Genomic DNA, 15,897 nt, shown 5'->3' with positions numbered 1-15,897 from the left:
GCTGCCCGTGCCGCTGGACCACGTGCTGCTGCAGGCGGACCTGACGGCCGTCGCGCCCGGCCCGCTGAAGCGGCCGCTGGCCGACACGCTGGGCGTCCTGGCGGACGTGGAGTCGAAGGGTGGCGCGACGGTGTACCGGTTCACGCCGGGGTCGGTGCGCCGGGCGCTGGACGCGGGCCGGAGCGCGTCCGACCTGCACGACTTCCTGACCGCCCACTCGCGTACACCGGTCCCGCAGCCGCTCGCGTATCTGATCGACGACGTGGCCAGGCGCCACGGCCATCTGCGGATCGGCGCGGCGTCGGCGTACGTGCGCTGCGACGACGACGGGATGCTCAGCGAGATCCTCGCCGACAAGCGGTCGCACGGCCTCGGGCTGCGGCGTCTGGCGCCCACCGTCCTCGCCGCCCAGGCGGACCCGGCGACGCTGCTCGACGGGCTGCGGGCGATGGGTTTCGCGCCGGCCGCCGAGTCCGCGCAGGGCGACGTCCTGATCACCCGGGCCCACGCCCACCGCACCCCGCCCCGCACGGCCCCCGAGCCCGTTCCGGAAGGCCCTCCGGCGCCGGACGACACGCTGCTGGGGGCCGCGATCCGCGCCATCCGCGCCGGTGACCTCGCCACCACCATGCCCCGCAGGACGACGCCCGGGGACCCGGCCCCGTCCGGTGCCCTGCCCCGCACCGGCTCCGCCGAGACCCTCGCGACGATGCAGGCCGCGGTCCTCACCGGCGAGGCCCTGTGGATCGGCTACGTCAACGCCGAGGGCTCGGCCAGCCAGCGCGTCATCGCCCCGGTCCGGGTCGAGGGCGGCTTCGTGACGGCGTACGACCACACGGCGGACGAGGTACGGACGTTCCCGCTGCACCGGATCACGGGCGTCGCGGAACTCGCGGACGACCCGTCCTGAGCAAGTGGATCAAACCGCTTCCCACCCATCACCCGTTCGGGTGCATGGGGGCGTTCATGCAGGCCATACCCGCTTTTCCCTCTCACGAGCGATGGAGGGGCGCCCGGCGCATCCCGCCCGGTGACGCGGGGCAGCCACCCTGTGTCCGATCGAGATCGACCCCTGCGCTCGAAAGGCCCACACCTACGCATGCGCCCCCTCGTCACGCTCGTCTCCGCCGTCGCCGCCGTCGCCCTGGTGGGCGTGCTCGCCTCCCCGGCCACGGCCAACCCGCCCCTGCCCCTTCCCGAACTCGGCACGCTGGTGGGTGAGGGCATCGGCGTGGAGGGGCCGTTGATCCAGAACGTCAGCCTCCTGAAGTAGTGCGGCGCAGCCGGTAGCTGTCCCCTTCGAGGCGGACGATCTCGGCGTGGTGCGCGAGGCGGTCGACCATCGCCGGGGCGGCCCCGCCGAAGATCTCCTCCCAGCGGCCGAGCGGGCGGTCGCTGGTCACGATCAGCGAGGCCCGCTCGTAGCGGTGCGCGATCAGCCGGAAGACGAGCCGGGCGGTGTCCGTGTCGAAGGGGAGGTAGCCGACCTCGTCGACGATCAGCAGGGGGCAGGCGTCGAGCGCGGACAGCTCCTCGGTCAGCCTGCCCTCGGCCCGCGCCCCGGCCAGCCGCGCGGCCCACTCCGTCGCGGTGGCGAACAGCACCCGGTGCCCGGCCTGGCAGGCCCGTACGCCGAGCCCGATCGCCAGATGCGTCTTGCCGGTGCCGGGGGCGCCGACGAACACCACGTTCCGTCCGGCGGCCAGGAAGTCCAGCGTTCCCAGCCGTGCCAGCAGCCGCCGGTCGAAGGAGCGCGGGTGGCCCGTGTCGAACTCCTCCAGCAGCTTCCGCGCCGGGAACCCGGCCGCCCGCACCCGCCCCTCGACCCCGAGCCCGACCCCGAGCCCGGCCTCGGCCCCGTGCGGCGGGCGTCGGGACTCGTGGATCGTGTAGTTCTCGTACGAGGTCGCCTGGGCCGGGATCGGCAGCGGCGCCCCCACGGGAAAGGAGGCGGCAGCGGCGCCCTCCGGCCGGTCCGGTGCCGTCGGACGGGCCGGTCCTGTCGGCTCCGCCGGTTCCCTCGGTACGTTCGTGGGTTCCGTCGCCGTCCGCGGGGCCCTCGGTGGCTTCGGGTCGTCGGGCGGGCCGTGGTGGGAACCGTGCCCCTTGTCCTCGCGCAGCATCGGCCCCGACATGTACGCGAGGAGCACCGCAGAGGCGATGAAGGCCATGTGGATCACCGTGCCCCACAGCAGCGCGTGGTGCGAGGTGTGGTGGACGTCCACGAACATCTGGAGCAGATGGACGGAGGAGATGCCCACAATGGCGGTGGCGAGCTTGACCTTCAACACGTTGGAATTGACGTGCGAGAGCCATTCGGGCTGGTCACGGTGGCCCTGGAGACCGATGCGGGAGACGAAGGTCTCGTAGCCGCCGACGATCGTCATGATCAGCAGGTTGGCGATCATGACGACGTCGACCAGCTTGAGCACCGCGAGCATCACGTACGTCTCGGTGGCACTCCCGCTCACACACCGGACGATTAACGTCCACAGCTCGTTGAAGAACTTGTAGACGTACACCCCCTGTGCCGCGACCAGTCCGAAGTACAGCGGCGCCTGGAGCCAGCGGGTGGCGAACAGGGCGTAGCCGAGCGTGGTGCCCTGCGGGGAGGCGGACGGGATGACCGGATCGGCGGGGTCGGCCGGGGTGGGTGGCTGCACGGTTCGCCATTCTTCGGAACCATTGCCGCAAATCTGAATTCCCGCCACTCAGGGGAATGAATAGACATCCAATAACACTGGTGAAGGTGGGCGGGATCGCACACGCGAGCCCGACTGAGGAGCCGAATGATCAGGCACACTGGACGTTTGGCCGAAGCGCCGAAGAGCCCACGACGACCTGGGGACGTTCACCACGCCTCCTCACTCCGGTCCGGGCCGAATCGAAAGGGTGTCGTGCGGTGAATGGTCCCCTCATCGTCCAGTCCGACAAGACGCTGCTCCTGGAAGTCGGCCACGAGCTGGCCGACGAGTGCCGTCGTGTCATCGCGCCGTTCGCCGAACTGGAGCGGGCGCCCGAGCACATCCACACCTACCGGGTGACCCCGCTCGGCCTGTGGAACGCGCGCGCCGCCGGGCACGACGCCGAGCAGGTCGTGGACGCGCTGGTGCAGTACAGCCGCTACCCGGTGCCGCACGCGCTCCTCGTGGACGTCGCCGAGACGATGGACCGCTACGGCCGCCTCACCCTCTCCAAGCACCCGGTGCACGGTCTCGTCCTCACCACCACCGACCGGCCGGTGCTGGAGGAGATCCTGCGCTCGAAGCGGATCGCCCCGCTCGTCGGCAACCGGATCGACCCGGACACCGTCGCCGTGCACCCCTCCGAGCGCGGACAGATCAAGCAGACCCTGCTGAGGCTGGGCTGGCCCGCCGAGGATCTCGCCGGATACGTGGACGGCGAGGCCCACCCGATCGAACTGGCCGAGGACGGCTGGGCACTGCGCCCGTACCAGAAGCAGGCGGTGGAGAACTTCTGGCACGGCGGCAGCGGGGTCGTCGTGCTGCCGTGCGGGGCCGGCAAGACCCTCGTCGGGGCCGGGTCCATGGCCCAGGCCAAGTCGACCACCCTCATCCTCGTCACGAACACCGTCTCCGCGCGGCAGTGGAAGCACGAGCTGGTGAAGCGGACGTCGCTGACCGAGGAGGAGATCGGCGAGTACAGCGGCACGCGGAAGGAGATCCGGCCGGTCACCATCGCCACGTACCAGGTGCTGACGACCCGCCGGAAGGGCGTCTACCCGCACCTGGAGCTGTTCGACTCCCGTGACTGGGGCCTCATCGTCTACGACGAGGTGCATCTCCTTCCCGCTCCGGTCTTCAAGTTCACCGCCGATCTGCAGGCGCGCCGGCGGCTGGGGCTGACGGCGACGCTCGTCCGGGAGGACGGGCGGGAGTCGGACGTGTTCTCCCTGATCGGGCCCAAGCGGTTCGACGCGCCCTGGAAGGAGATCGAGGCGCAGGGCTACATCGCGCCCGCCGACTGCGTCGAGGTCCGGGTGAACCTGACCGACTCCGAGCGGCTCGCCTACGCCACCGCCGAGCAGGAGGAGAAGTACCGCTTCTGTTCCACCACCGCGACCAAGCGGAAGGTGGCCGAGGCGATCGTCCGCCGCTTCGCGGGGCAGCAGATCCTCGTCATCGGCCAGTACATCGACCAGCTCGACGAACTGGGCGCCCACCTGGACGCACCGGTGATCAAGGGCGAGACCAGCAACGCGCAGCGCGAGAAGCTCTTCGACGCGTTCCGGCAGGGCGAGATCAACGTCCTGGTCGTGTCGAAGGTCGCGAACTTCTCCATCGACCTCCCGGAGGCCACGGTCGCCATCCAGGTCTCCGGCACCTTCGGCTCCCGCCAGGAGGAGGCGCAGCGTCTCGGCCGCGTCCTGCGCCCCAAGTCCGACGGCCACCAGGCCCACTTCTACTCCGTCGTCGCCCGCGACACCATCGACCAGGACTTCGCCGCCCACCGCCAGCGCTTCCTCGCGGAACAGGGCTACGCCTACCGGATCATGGACGCGGACGAGCTGCTGACGGAGGGCTGAGCAAGCGGTCACAGAGGGTGCCCGCGCGCTCGGTACGCTGAGTCGTACCAGCGGCGAGCCAGGGCGAGGAAGAAGGGCACCATGCCTCACGAGGACATCTACGCGGTGTTGTACACCGAGTCGGCGGCCCGTGACCGCGACCGGCTCGCCCCCGCGCGCCGGGCCTCCTTCGACAAGGCCATCGAACTGCTCGCCCGCGATCCGTACACCGAGCTCTCCCGCACCATAGGAGTGGGCGACCAGGACCGCGAGATCCGGCTCACGTCGCAGATCGTCGCGGAGTACCTGGTCTCCCGGGGCCGACTGCTTCTGGTGATGCTGCGGATCTTCGACGACGCGGACATCCTGCTGCCCGAGGAAGACTGAGGCCGCCGAGGTCGGAGCGGGGCTGAGGGGCTGGGCGGGCAGACGGGCTGGGCGGGCAGGACAGCCGCAACGCGGGACAGCCGACGCGCAGGGATCAGAAGGGCATGGTCGGTCGCGCGGCGCCGGGGACCTGTTGTTCGGCAGGGGCGATCGCCCCATGAGCCCGCCATGGGCTCAGCAGGGTGGGCGGCGCCTCACCGGCGGCGTATGCCCGCTTCCTCCGCGTACTCGCCGAGGACGATCACGCCGAAGGCGGCGCTCGCGAAGACCTTGACGGCGCGGAGTGCGTCGCCGAGGCGGTGGCGGTTGTGGTGGTCGTCGAGGCCGGTCGCGCCGGGCGGCGGACCGGGTCGGCCGGAGGCCGAGGCTGGGATGAACGTCGCTGCACTCATGACTCCATGGTGGAACGTCCGCCTTTGGATTACGTCGGTCTGGGGAGTGAACCCGCTGAGCCCCCGGCTCACCCTCAGGTGTCGCCCACCCGTAGTACCCGCGAAGTACAGACCCCCTAGGGGTACGGCGAGGGCAGATCAGGGACCCACGAGGCCGACGGGCACTCCGTCCGTGGAAATCGGTTGGCCTCCGCCCCCTCACCTCACCTACACTCTCCGCTCTTGCCCGCCTCCCGTTCGTGGAGCGCCGCCGTCCGGACGGAAACCGGTCGGCCACCGCCACTAGTGCCGCGGCACTAAGGCAGAACCCGCTCTCAGGCAGACCCCCACAGGTCCCGTAGGCCACCGGAGGCACCCCCTTGTCCGCGCACCCCGACGACCCCGCCACCGGCGCCGTCCTCGATCCCGTCGCCCCCAACGACCCCCTCTCCCGAGAGCGCTCCCACCTCTCCGCCTCCCGTTCCGCTCTCCGCGCCATGCGGGAGGACGTGGAGGCGCTGGACATCAAGGACGTCACCGCGAACTGGGTGAACGCGGAGGTGCTGGCACGCCAGATCGGCGAGCGGATCAAGTCGCTGGCCGACCTGAGCCACACCCCGCTCTTCTTCGGCCGCCTCGACTATCTGCACGCCCCCGGCGCCGACCGGGCCGAGGGAGCGGACGGGGAACGGTTCTACATCGGACGTCGGCATGTGCACGACGCGGACGGCGATCCGATGGTCATCGACTGGCGTGCCCCCGTCTCCCAGCCGTTCTACCGGGCCTCCAAGACCGATCCACTGGACGTCGGACTGCGGCGCCGCTTCGGATACACCGGCGGCGACCTCACCGCGTACGAGGACGAGAACCTCTCCGACCCCGCCGAGGCGGCCGCCACCAGCAAGCTGCTGCAGCAGGAGATCGAGCGCCCGCGCGTCGGCCCGATGCGGGACATCGTGGCGACGATCCAGCCGGAGCAGGACGAGATCGTCCGGTCCGACCTCGCCGGCTCCCTCTGCGTCCAGGGCGGCCCCGGCACCGGCAAGACCGCCGTCGGCCTCCACCGGGTCGCCTACCTCCTCTACGCCCACCGCGAGCGCCTCGCCCGCACCGGCACCCTCGTCATCGGGCCGAACCGCTCCTTCCTCCACTACATCGAGCAGGTCCTCCCGGCACTGGGCGAGCTGGAGGTCAAGCAGGCGACCGTCGACGACCTCGTCTCCCACGTCGAGGTGCGGGGCGCGGACGAGGCGCCGGCCGCCGTCGTCAAGGGCGACGCCCGGATGGCCGAGGTCCTCCGCCGGGCCGTACGCTCGCACGTCACCCTCCCCACCGAGCCCGTCATGGTCGTCCGGGGTTCGCGTCGCTGGCGCGTACCGGCCTACGAACTGGCGGACATCGTGCAGGAGTTGCTGGACCGGGACATCCGCTACGGGGCCGCCCGCGAGGCGCTGCCGCAGCGGATCGCGCACGCGGTGCTGGTGCAGATGGAACGGTCCGGGGAGGCGCCCGACGACCGGGTGCAGGACGCGGTGGCCCGCAACACCGCGGTGAAGGCGGCGGTCAAGGCGATCTGGCCGTCCGTCGAGCCCGCCAGGCTCGTGCTGCGCCTGCTCTCCGACGCGGACTTCCTCGCCGTGCACGCGGACGGGATCCTCACGGACGACGAGCAGAAGACGATCCTGTGGGTGAAGCCGGCGCGGAGCGTGAAGGCGGCGAAGTGGTCCGCCGCCGACGCCGTGCTCATCGACGAGACCACCGACCTGGTGCAGCGCACGCACTCCCTCGGGCATGTCGTCCTCGACGAGGCTCAGGACCTGTCGCCCATGCAGTACCGGGCGGTCGGGCGCCGTTGCACCACCGGTTCCGCGACCGTGCTCGGCGACCTCGCGCAGGGCACGACCCCCTGGGCGACGCGGAGTTGGGAAGAGGCGCTGACCCACCTCGGCAAGGCGGAGGCCCATGTGGAGGAGCTGACGGCCGGTTTCCGCGTGCCGACCGACGTGATCACGTACGCCTCCCGTCTCCTGCCCCACATCGCGCCCGGCCTGACACCGGTCGCGTCGGTCCGTGAGAACCCGGGCTTCTTCGACGTACGGCCGACCACGGACGACTCCCAGGTGATCGCCGCCTGCGAGGAGTCGCTCCGCAACGAGGGTTCGACCGGGCTCATCGCCGCCGACGCCCGCGTCCCCGCGCTCGCCGAGGCGCTCACGGCCGCGGGCATCGGTTATCTGGCGCCGGGTGAGGAGACGACGTACGAGACCCGCCTCACCCTCGTACCGGCCTCGCTCGCCAAGGGCCTCGAATACGACTACGTCGTCCTGGACGAGCCACAGGCGGTCGTCGACGGCGAACCGGACGAACGCACGGGCCTGCGCCGCCTGTACGTGGCCCTCACCCGCGCGGTGTCGGGCCTGATCGTGACGCACACGGCACCGCTGCCGGAGCAGTTGGCCTGAGGCGGAACGCGGCCCCCGGCGACCGAGGTCACCGGGGGCCGATCACACGCGAGCCGGGGCTACTTGAACTTGTTGCTCGTCGCCAGGTAGACCTGCTTGGCGTTCTTGCCGAGGCGCGGCCCGGTGATGAACGTGGAGCGGTCGCTCAGGGAGTTGTTGGAGACCAGGTAGGTGCGGCCCTTGTAGGTCGTGAACCAGGGGCCGCCGGAGGCGCCGCCGTTCATGGTGCAGCCGACCATGTACTGGGCCGGGTAGTCGCTCGGGTAGCTGTGGCCGAGGACGAAGCGCTTGGTGGCGCCCTGGCAGTGGTACATCTTCGCGCCGTCGTACGGGGCCTCGGCCGGGTAGCCGCGGACCTTCATGTTCTTGACCTTGTTGGCGGCGGGCGCGTTGAACCACACCGGCAGGGCCGAACCGAGGCGTTCCTCCAGCGACTTGGAGCCCTTCTCCGGCTTCACGTGGAGGACGGCGTAGTCGTAGGCGGCGGCCACGGTGCCCTCGCTGGCGCCGCCGCCCTTGATCCAGGTGCCGGAGGTGGTGGCCCAGTCGGCCCAGGTGAGGCCGTAGGGGGAGACGTTGCCCGCGCGGTAGTCCTTCGACGCCTGGGCGATGTTCAGCTTGCCCGTGTTGTTGAAGGACGGCACGAAGGCGATGTTGCGGTACCAGCCGCCGCCCTTGCCCGCGTGCACGCAGTGCCCGGCGGTCCACACGAGGTTGGACCTGCCCGGGTGCGCCGGGTCCTTCACGACCGCGGCGGAGCAGACGCTCGACCCCTGGGGCGTGGTGAAGAAGAGCTTGCCGACCGGGGCGGCGTTCTTGTGGTAGGTCGCCTTGACCTTGGTGGCCTGCTGCTTCTTGACCTTGCCGTCGGGCAGCCAGACCTGGGTGGTCTTGCTGCCACCGGCGGCCGTGTTGCCCGCCTCGGCGACCGCCGGCAGCTCCGGGAGGTTCTCCTCGGCCTCGGCGATGCGCTCCGGCGTCCAGAAGTCCTCGATGTACGGGTTGGCGAAGTCCTCCGCCCTGGAGGGCCAGTCTCCGCCGAAGTCCTGCCAGCCACCGTCCTTCCACTTTCGCAGCGCGTCACCGGTGAGGTCGGTGGGCACGCCCTCGGGGAGCTTGAAGCCGCCGACGGTCGTGTCACCTCCGCCCTCGTTCTCGCCGGTGTCGACGCCCGCGCCCGCCTGGGCGGTCGTCGAGTCCGAGGCCTTGGCCCCGCTCTCCTCCGTCTTGCTGCAGGCAGTGGTGGTGACCATGACCGCGATGATCACGGCGGCAGCGGCCGTGAGTCCGCGGCGGCGTATGAATGACATGGAGCCTGTCCCCCGTGCGACTGAAACTTGTCATGCCCCCGCTTGGCTGGAGGCGGGCACAACTATGCCCCCGGGCGGGCGCGAAATGATCTCCGAGACTGCCTTCGCGGCGACTTCGCACACAACAACTACGTGGCGGATATCTGCCCGTGATGTGACACCGGGTCGCGGCGTCCTGCTCGCGGCGGCGCCCCACAGGGGCAACTCGCAGGACTCACAGGATCTGCACATTGATTGATTCTTCATCACTCCGACACCTCCCGCCTCTTGTGCACTACCCGCGAGTAGGGCGAACCTGACCTGCGCATGCCACCTCGCACGTCGGCATGCCCCCCACCCCGGCTCCCGGCCGTCCCTCCGCGCCGCGGTCCATCAGGAGGTCGCAGTGAAGACAGGTTCACGCACGCGCACTTCGCGTCGATTCCGCAGATCCGCAGTCACCCTCGGCGCCACCGTGGCGCTGGTCGTCGGCGTCGCCGGCAGCGCGTACGCGGCTCCGCCCGCCGCGCTGCCCGCCAACGCGGAGGCGCTGGAGACGACTTGGCAGCCGGCCTACGACTACGACACGGACGGCTGCTACTCGACCCCCGCGATCGGCCCCACGGGCACGGTCAACGGCGGCCTGAAGCCGACCGGTTCGCTCAGCGGCGACTGCCGCGACCGGTCCGACCTGGACAACACCAACGGCTACTCGCGCTACAAGTGCAACAACGGCTGGTGCGCGATCATGTACGACCTCTACTTCGAGAAGGACCAGGCGGTCTCGGGCAGCAGCATCGGCGGCCACCGGCACGACTGGGAGCACGTCGTGGTCTGGGTGCAGAACGGCACGGCCCAGTACGTCTCGACGTCCAACCACGGCGGCTTCACCGTGCACGCCGCTTCCTCGGTGCGCTGGGACGGCACCCACGCGAAGATCGTCTACCACAAGGACGGTATCCGGACGCACTGCTTCCGCCTCGCGGGCTCGAACGACGAGCCGCCGGAGAACCACGAGGGCACCTGGCAGTACCCGCCGCTCGTCGGCTGGAACGGCTACCCGTCCGGCGTCCGCGACACCCTCGTCGCCTACGACTTCGGCAGCGCCAACTTCGGCCTCAAGGACGGCAGTTTCGCCTCCAACCTCACGAAGGCGATGCCGTCGGGGATCTCGTTCGACCCGAACGCGTAACGGCCGCGGACCGCCAGACCGGCAGACCTGCGGACCTGCGGACCGGCAGACCGGCAGACCGGCAGACCGGCAGACCGATGGAAGGCCACCTCGGGGAGTTCGCCGCCCCGAGGTGGCTCGCGACTGTGGGCGCGCCCCGGAAGCACGACCGCCCGGCCCGCTCACCCTGTGCCGCCACGGCGCCGGCGCCGGCGCCAGGCACCCCACCGGATAGGCGGCCACGAAGAGCGGTGGCACCCGCTGTTCCAGGCGGGGCGGGTCAGGGGCACGTATCGGCGCCAGTCCTCGCCCTCCCTCAGTTCGGTCCATTCGGCGCGGCAGTAGGCGTAGGCGGGGAGCCGTTTCTCGAACGCGCCGATCACCGCCCCCTACGAGGGGCGTATCCGCAAGATGACCCGCACCCCCAGCTGATGCCACTGATGGCGCAGTTGCACGACGGCCTCGACGGCCCTGACGGGGCCGGTGGTGGCGAAGGCCGGCTGGCCACGCTTCCGGCGGACCCTCAGCGACCTGACGGGAATCGCCGGACGGAGTTGCCGGACAGACCTTGGCCCGGCCGGCCCGAGGTCCTGGTTCCCGCGCGGGCGACGCGGGTGTCCAGTGCCGTACGCCATTCCCGTACGGCGTCGGCGGCGACCGGCGCGGTCCAGCCCTGGGGGCGGGCCGCGCCTCCGATGTGGAAGGCGTCGACGCGGGCGGCGCGCAGGCGCGGGACGTGGCCGAGACGGAGACCGCCGCCGATCATGAGGTGCTGGGTGTAGCCGGGGTCGCCGCGTCGCGCGGCCTCGGCCAGCAGCACCGGGAGGCCTTCGTCGACACCGGCGCCCGAGCCCGCCGTGAGGTAGGTGTCCAGCCCCGGCAGGTCCGCGAGCTGCTTGCGCAGGGCGTCCCGGTCGGCGGCGCGGTCGATCGCCCGGTGGAACGTCCACGACCGCCCGTCCAGCTCGGCGACCACCCGCTCCACGGCGTCGAGATCCAACCCGCCGTCCGCCCCCAGGAACCCGAGCACGAACTCCTCCGCCCCGGCCGCCCGCAGGTCGCACGCCACCCGCACCAGCGCGTCCACGTCCCCCGCCGCGAACCCGTCCGCGAGCCGCAGCATGACCCGTACCGGGATGTCCACGGCGGCCTGCACCTCCGCGAACGTCGCGACCGCCGGGGCGAGGCCGTCGGCCCCCATGTCCGCGACCAGCTCCAGCCGGTCGGCACCTCCAATCTGGGCGGCGACGGCGTCCTCGGCATCGAGGGCGATCACCTCCAGAAGCGCGCGCGTGGTCATGGGGCCCCTTCCATCGGGCTTCACGTGACGACAACAGGTCTAGTCCAATTTAGCAACAACCCGGAGCGTTGGACGCGATCGTCACGAGGGACATCCGGACGACAGCCCTCCGCATCCACCCTCGTTCGGGCACGCTTCAACAAGACCGGCCGCGCGAGAGGGCACCAGCGCCGAGTGCGTCGAGATCAGCGACGGCCTCCCCGGCCTCGTCCCCGTCCGCGTCCGCGTCCGCGTCCGCGTCCGCGTCCGCGTCCGCGACAGCAGAATCCGGGCAGCGGGGTGCTGGTTTTCGAGGCCGGCGCCTGGGCGAGCTTCGTGGCGGCGGCCGGCAGCGTGTTCCGCGAAGTCGCTGCCAGGTAGTCGAGACAGGCGAGGCAGGCGAAATTGTGGGGGATTTGTCAGCGAAGTCCCCGCAAGCTGCAGTAGATTCCGTCCAGTTCGCAGCAGAGGGACGGGACGGGGGATCCATGTCACTGATCAAGCGGATGTCCACTGCCCGCTCCCTGCATCGGGCCATCTCCCACGCCTCGGCGCTCTATGACGCCCAGCAGTACGAGCATGCGGGCGAAGTCGCCGGGGAGGCGGCGGAGCTGGCCAGTTCCGTCGGCCGCGCCAACCGTGCCGCGCTCGCATGGACGTTGCAGGCCAGGGCCTGCCAGGCGCTGCGGAGCCCCGGGTGGCGTGAGCCGCTGGACCGCGCGCTGGGCGAGTTACCCCGTATCGGCTCGGAAGAGCGGGCCCTGATCGCGTGGGAAGCGCGCATGGTCGAGGCCTCGGGCCTGGTCTCCGAGCAACTGGTGGACGAGGCCGCCCGCGCGTACTCCGACGCCATCAGCGCGGTGTCCGAGCTGATCAGCGGCCTCGGCGGGCTGTTCGCGAACCAGGCGTACCACCGCATCGACCAGTCCCGGCTCAACCTGGCCACTCTGGAACACTGGAGAGGCGACGTCAGCAAGGCCCTGGCGACCTACGCCGACGTGATCGATTCATCGCGGCGCCGCAAGGACGGCCCGGTGCTTCTGGGCGCCCTCGTCGCCCGCGCCGCGATTCAACTGCTCCTCGACGAGTACGACGACGCGCATGACTGCCTGGAAGCGTTCTTCCACTACTTCCCGGAGACGGATTTCAGCAGTACCCACCCCATCGCGATCATGACGTTGGTCCTGCGGGCAGCCACGGAGTACGCCAAGGGCCAGGCACTCGCCGGATCGGTGGACGAGGCGATCGACAACCTCGAACAGGCCTGCGAGTTGGCCGAGCGGGTTCCGGAAGCCGCCACGGCCAGGGCGGAGGCCCTCGGCATGCTGGGCCGTGCCCACCTGGTGTCGGGGCGCGCCGAACGCGCCGCCGAGTGCGCGCGGGCCGCGGCGGACCTGGCTTCCGCCGATCCCGTGATCACGGCGGACGCCCAGGCGGTCCTGGGCACGGCCCTCTTTTCGAGCGGGCGGTTCGAGGCCGCCCGGCAGGCGGTGCGGGCCGGGCTGGACGGTGTGCGGGGAGTGGACGCACCGCTGGCCCGACTGGAGCTGCTGGCACTCGACGCGGAGATCTGTACCGCTGTCGGCCGTCACGACGAAGCCGTGGCACTGATCCGCGACGCGGTCGGTCACCTCGTCCTCGCCAGTGGGCGGACCGGCACGACGGGCCACCGCCGGCGCCTGCTGTCCGCCCAGAAGAGCTATCACCAGCGTTTCCTCGACATGGCGGTGATCGCGGCCGAGCAAGGGGTCCGTCAGGCCGGGCTGGCGGCGCTGGAAGCCTCCGAGGCGGCGCGCGAGGACACCCTCGCCGCGCTGCTGAGGCAGACCTCCGGCACGCTCCGCCCCCAACTCGCCGAACTCCTGGGCCAGATCGACCGGCTGCGCGTGCTGTGTGTCGAGCGACCGGCCTCGTCCACCGCCGAGACAGCGCGATTCGGGCCTCCCCTGTCCTACTGGGAGAAGCGTCTCGGCGAACTGCAGAGCGAGCTGGGCCAGATGGTGTCCGGTGAGTTCTCCCGTCTCTACGTCCCCGTGCCGTTGGACGCCGAGGCCCTCATCGCCGCTTCGGGCACCGCCGCGATCCTGTCGGTCACCGCCACGGACGACGACTCGGAGGGCCTGTCCGGAGTCGTCACCTGGTCGATTCCCGGGTCTGCTCCGGGCGCCCGTCGCTTCGAGCTCTCCGTCAAGGAGACCCGCATCCTGCACTCGGTCATGTCCAACGACCGAAGGTTCGGTTCCCGCTGGGATCAGGTCCGTGACGGGGTCGCCGCGCAGCTCATACCCGCCCCGCTGCGCGACTGGCTGCTGACGGACACCTCGGTCCGCGAGCTGAACGTCGTCGCCGACCACACCCTGCGGGCGCTGCCGGTCGCGGCGCTTCCCCTCTCCGCCGACACCGTCGTGGCCGACCACGCCGCGGTGAACCGGCTTCCGCTGCTCCGTCTGCTCCTGCACAAGAGGGCGGTCTCCGCTCCGCGCGCTCCGGCCGCCGCGACCCGCGTCGTCGCCTACTTCAATCCGGAACTGCCGGGAAGCATGCAGGAGTTGAGGGCGCTCCGTGATCTCGCCGCCACCGGAGCGGTGGAGCTCACCCTGATCCACGGGGCGGAGGAACTGGCCCCGGCCCTGGAGCGGACCTCGCCCGACGTCCTCGTGCTCTCCACCCACGGCAGTGGAGAGGGGCTCGCATACGCGTTCCAGTTCGTCGGCGGGCGCCCGCTGGTCTGCGCGGACCTGCTCGGGCTCCCCCTTCCGCCGTTCTTCGTCGCCGCTGCCTGCAGTTCCGGTTCCGACGCGGGTGCCGACCCGACCGGATTGATCGCCACCGCCCTGGCGACCGGCTGCTGCGCCCTCGCCGCCGGGGCGTGGGACCTTCCCGACGCGTCGACGGCGAAGATCCTCAGGGCCGTGTACGGCGCCATCGCCCCGTCCGGCCGATTCACGGTGCGTATCAACGACGCGGTGAAGTCCGTGTACCGGTCACTCCCCCGGGAAAGCCCGGTCGACTGGGCCGGGCTGATGGTCACCGAGCTGCCGGAGCCCAAGCACCCCACAGATGTGTCCCACCGATGAATCCGACGAAGGCGAAGGGGAATGACGGCGTGAGCATCCTTGAGGTCAGAACCGAGACCCCGGTCACCGAGACCGACCGGACGGCGCTGCGTTCCCTCTTCGCCGATCTCGGCCTCGATGCCGAGGTGTCGGTGGACGGGGACCAGCGCAGGGACGTGTCGTCGTGGACCCTGTGCATCGGGATCCCCTTGGCCTACCTGCTGGTCAAGTTCGCGGACGGATACGTGTCGAAGCTCGGCGAACTGGCGGCCGAGGCGAGTGTCGAGCCCGCCGCCACCGCCGGCCGACGACTCCACGGGTGGCTCCAGCAGCTGCGCGCCACCCGCGCCGACCGTGAGATCACGCTGGTCGTGGAGGATCCCGAGACGGAGGTGACGGTGGAGATTCCCACCGCACTCCCGCCGGAGGCGTGCGAGGCGCTGTGGCAGATCGACCCCGACCGCGACGGCGGGGAAGCCCGCTACCTGACCTGGACGGCCGACAACGGCTGGACCGCCCCCTTCTGAAACTCCCCGGCCACGGCACAATACGCACATGCCCGACCCTGACACCTCCGGCACCTCCGACGCCCCCGGCACCTCCGAGACCCCTGGCGGCTCCGCCGCCCCCGGCGTCGACGAAGCCCGCCGGGAAGCCCTCCGCTACCGCTGGCTCCCCGCGCTGCTCTCGGCCCGGGACGGGGCCTGCGATCCCTCTCCGGTCCCGTATGCCGACAACCTGATCGGGCGATGGTCCGAGCCGCAGCGGAAGTACCACACCCTTGATCACCTGACGGCGGTGCTGGACCGTGTCGAGGTGCTGGAGGAGTACGCGGCGGACCCGGACCTCGTGCGGCTGGCGACCTGGTTCCATGACGCCGTGTACCTGCCGGAGCGGTCCGAGAACGAGGAGCGGTCGGCCCGGCTCGCCGAGCGGGCGTTGGCCGAGGCCGGGGTCCCGGAGGAGAAGGTGGCCGAGGTCGCCCGGCTGGTACGGCTGACGGTCACCCATGACCCCGCCGACGACGACCCGAACGGGCAGGTGCTGTGCGACGCGGATCTCGCGATCCTGGCCTCGGCGCCGGACGCGTACGCCGCCTACGCCGCCGCCGTGCGGGAGGAGTACGGGTTCGTGCCCGACGAGGCCTTCCGAGCGGGCCGGGCGGCTGTGCTGCAGCAACTCCTCGATCTGCCCAGGCTGTTCAGGACGCCGTACGGGGAGCGGGAGTGGGAGGGCCGGGCACGGGAGAACCTGCGGGCGGAACTGGCCGGACTGGCGGAGGGCTGACGGCGGGCCGAGCCGGTGGCCGGTCCGGGGCGGGAGCGGGGGCGGGCGGGGCGGGGCGGGGCGGGGGAAG

Annotated in this window: 13 protein-coding genes; 9 read left to right on the top strand and 4 right to left on the bottom strand. The window is 71.1% G+C overall.

Translation table 11 applies throughout. From position 1 onward, the window contains the following. Together AWZ10_RS14605 and AWZ10_RS52365 are read left to right on the top strand one after the other, a co-directional pair. Nucleotides 1-910 (top strand): helicase-associated domain-containing protein (locus AWZ10_RS14605; protein WP_208618497.1); only part of this gene is annotated, 910 nt, incomplete at its 5' end. Nucleotides 911-1,099: 189 nt separating this feature from the next. Next, entirely contained in the window at nucleotides 1,100-1,273 is a 174-nt protein-coding gene (locus AWZ10_RS52365) for a hypothetical protein (protein ID WP_167365952.1), read from the top strand. Here AWZ10_RS52365 and istB read toward each other — a convergent pair. Beyond that, nucleotides 1,257-2,663 (bottom strand): IS21-like element helper ATPase IstB, encoded by a 1,407-nt coding sequence (gene istB, locus AWZ10_RS14600; RefSeq protein ID WP_234360724.1) that lies wholly within the window; start codon nucleotides 2,661-2,663, stop codon nucleotides 1,257-1,259. The two genes, AWZ10_RS52365 and istB, sit on opposite strands and share 17 nt — an antisense overlap. Before the next feature lie 239 nt (nucleotides 2,664-2,902). Between istB and AWZ10_RS14595 the strand changes: the two genes are divergently transcribed. Then, the gene (locus AWZ10_RS14595; RefSeq protein ID WP_046709653.1) at nucleotides 2,903-4,546 is read left to right on the top strand and encodes a DNA repair helicase XPB; all 1,644 of its coding nucleotides are present in this window, start codon (nucleotides 2,903-2,905) and stop codon (nucleotides 4,544-4,546) included. A gap of 81 nt (nucleotides 4,547-4,627) precedes the next feature. After that, nucleotides 4,628-4,912, top strand: coding sequence for a hypothetical protein (locus AWZ10_RS14590; protein WP_046709652.1), 285 nt, complete (start codon nucleotides 4,628-4,630; stop codon nucleotides 4,910-4,912). A gap of 194 nt (nucleotides 4,913-5,106) precedes the next feature. Here AWZ10_RS14590 and AWZ10_RS14585 read toward each other — a convergent pair whose 3' ends face one another. Then, the gene (locus AWZ10_RS14585; RefSeq protein WP_060891257.1) at nucleotides 5,107-5,304 is read right to left on the bottom strand and encodes a hypothetical protein; all 198 of its coding nucleotides are present in this window, start codon (nucleotides 5,302-5,304) and stop codon (nucleotides 5,107-5,109) included. Nucleotides 5,305-5,663: 359 nt separating this feature from the next. Here AWZ10_RS14585 and AWZ10_RS14580 point away from each other — a divergent pair, with 359 nt between their 5' ends. After that, the gene (locus AWZ10_RS14580) at nucleotides 5,664-7,745 is read left to right on the top strand and encodes a HelD family protein (RefSeq protein ID WP_060891256.1); all 2,082 of its coding nucleotides are present in this window, start codon (nucleotides 5,664-5,666) and stop codon (nucleotides 7,743-7,745) included. Between the two features lie 59 nt (nucleotides 7,746-7,804). On the opposite strand, the gene AWZ10_RS14575 is transcribed toward AWZ10_RS14580, so the two are convergent. Beyond that, nucleotides 7,805-9,055 carry a trypsin-like serine peptidase gene (locus AWZ10_RS14575; RefSeq protein ID WP_060891255.1) on the bottom strand — a complete coding sequence of 417 codons (1,251 nt, stop codon included), beginning with the start codon at nucleotides 9,053-9,055 and terminating at the stop codon, nucleotides 7,805-7,807. A 385-nt stretch (nucleotides 9,056-9,440) separates the two neighbouring features. Here AWZ10_RS14575 and AWZ10_RS14570 point away from each other — a divergent pair, with 385 nt between their 5' ends. Further along, on the top strand, nucleotides 9,441-10,226 hold the full coding sequence (locus tag AWZ10_RS14570; protein WP_037705285.1) for an NPP1 family protein: 786 nt from the start codon (nucleotides 9,441-9,443) through the stop codon (nucleotides 10,224-10,226). Nucleotides 10,227-10,728: 502 nt separating this feature from the next. Here the strand turns inward: AWZ10_RS14570 and AWZ10_RS14565 are convergent. Further along, nucleotides 10,729-11,505: a copper homeostasis protein CutC gene (locus AWZ10_RS14565; protein WP_060891254.1), complete on the bottom strand. Its 777-nt coding sequence runs from the start codon at nucleotides 11,503-11,505 to the stop codon at nucleotides 10,729-10,731. Between the two features lie 467 nt (nucleotides 11,506-11,972). On the opposite strand from AWZ10_RS14565, the gene AWZ10_RS14560 reads away from it, so the two are divergent. Genes AWZ10_RS14560 through AWZ10_RS14550 form a run of 3 tightly spaced genes read left to right on the top strand, consistent with a single transcriptional unit; the run spans nucleotide 11,973 to nucleotide 15,827 of the window. Further along, nucleotides 11,973-14,561: a CHAT domain-containing protein gene (locus tag AWZ10_RS14560; RefSeq protein ID WP_046704160.1), complete on the top strand. Its 2,589-nt coding sequence runs from the start codon at nucleotides 11,973-11,975 to the stop codon at nucleotides 14,559-14,561. Between the two features lie 29 nt (nucleotides 14,562-14,590). Further along, nucleotides 14,591-15,067: a hypothetical protein gene (locus tag AWZ10_RS14555; protein WP_159015032.1), complete on the top strand. Its 477-nt coding sequence runs from the start codon at nucleotides 14,591-14,593 to the stop codon at nucleotides 15,065-15,067. A gap of 28 nt (nucleotides 15,068-15,095) precedes the next feature. Beyond that, nucleotides 15,096-15,827 (top strand): HD domain-containing protein, encoded by a 732-nt coding sequence (locus AWZ10_RS14550; RefSeq protein ID WP_234360723.1) that lies wholly within the window; start codon nucleotides 15,096-15,098, stop codon nucleotides 15,825-15,827. Nucleotides 15,828-15,897 lie beyond the last annotated feature (70 nt).

The organism is Streptomyces europaeiscabiei (assembly GCF_001550375.1).
In the GTDB taxonomy this organism is placed as follows: Bacteria; Actinomycetota; Actinomycetes; order Streptomycetales; family Streptomycetaceae; genus Streptomyces; species Streptomyces europaeiscabiei.
Note: the sequence above shows the minus strand (reverse complement) of the source record. Positions and strands in the feature narration are given on the sequence as shown.

What these genes read in the sequence shown, in the direction of transcription:
- AWZ10_RS52365 (WP_167365952.1), top strand. Translation starts at nt 1,100, where the DNA reads ATGCGCCCCCTCGTCACGCTCGTCTCCGCCGTCGCCGCCGTCGCCCTG.
- AWZ10_RS14550 (WP_234360723.1), top strand. Translation starts at nt 15,096, where the DNA reads ATGCCCGACCCTGACACCTCCGGCACCTCCGACGCCCCCGGCACCTCC.
- AWZ10_RS14560 (WP_046704160.1), top strand. Translation starts at nt 11,973, where the DNA reads ATGTCACTGATCAAGCGGATGTCCACTGCCCGCTCCCTGCATCGGGCC.
- AWZ10_RS14575 (WP_060891255.1), bottom strand. Translation starts at nt 9,055, where the DNA reads ATGTCATTCATACGCCGCCGCGGACTCACGGCCGCTGCCGCCGTGATC.
- AWZ10_RS14585 (WP_060891257.1), bottom strand. Translation starts at nt 5,304, where the DNA reads ATGAGTGCAGCGACGTTCATCCCAGCCTCGGCCTCCGGCCGACCCGGT.
- AWZ10_RS14565 (WP_060891254.1), bottom strand. Translation starts at nt 11,505, where the DNA reads ATGACCACGCGCGCGCTTCTGGAGGTGATCGCCCTCGATGCCGAGGAC.
- AWZ10_RS14590 (WP_046709652.1), top strand. Translation starts at nt 4,628, where the DNA reads ATGCCTCACGAGGACATCTACGCGGTGTTGTACACCGAGTCGGCGGCC.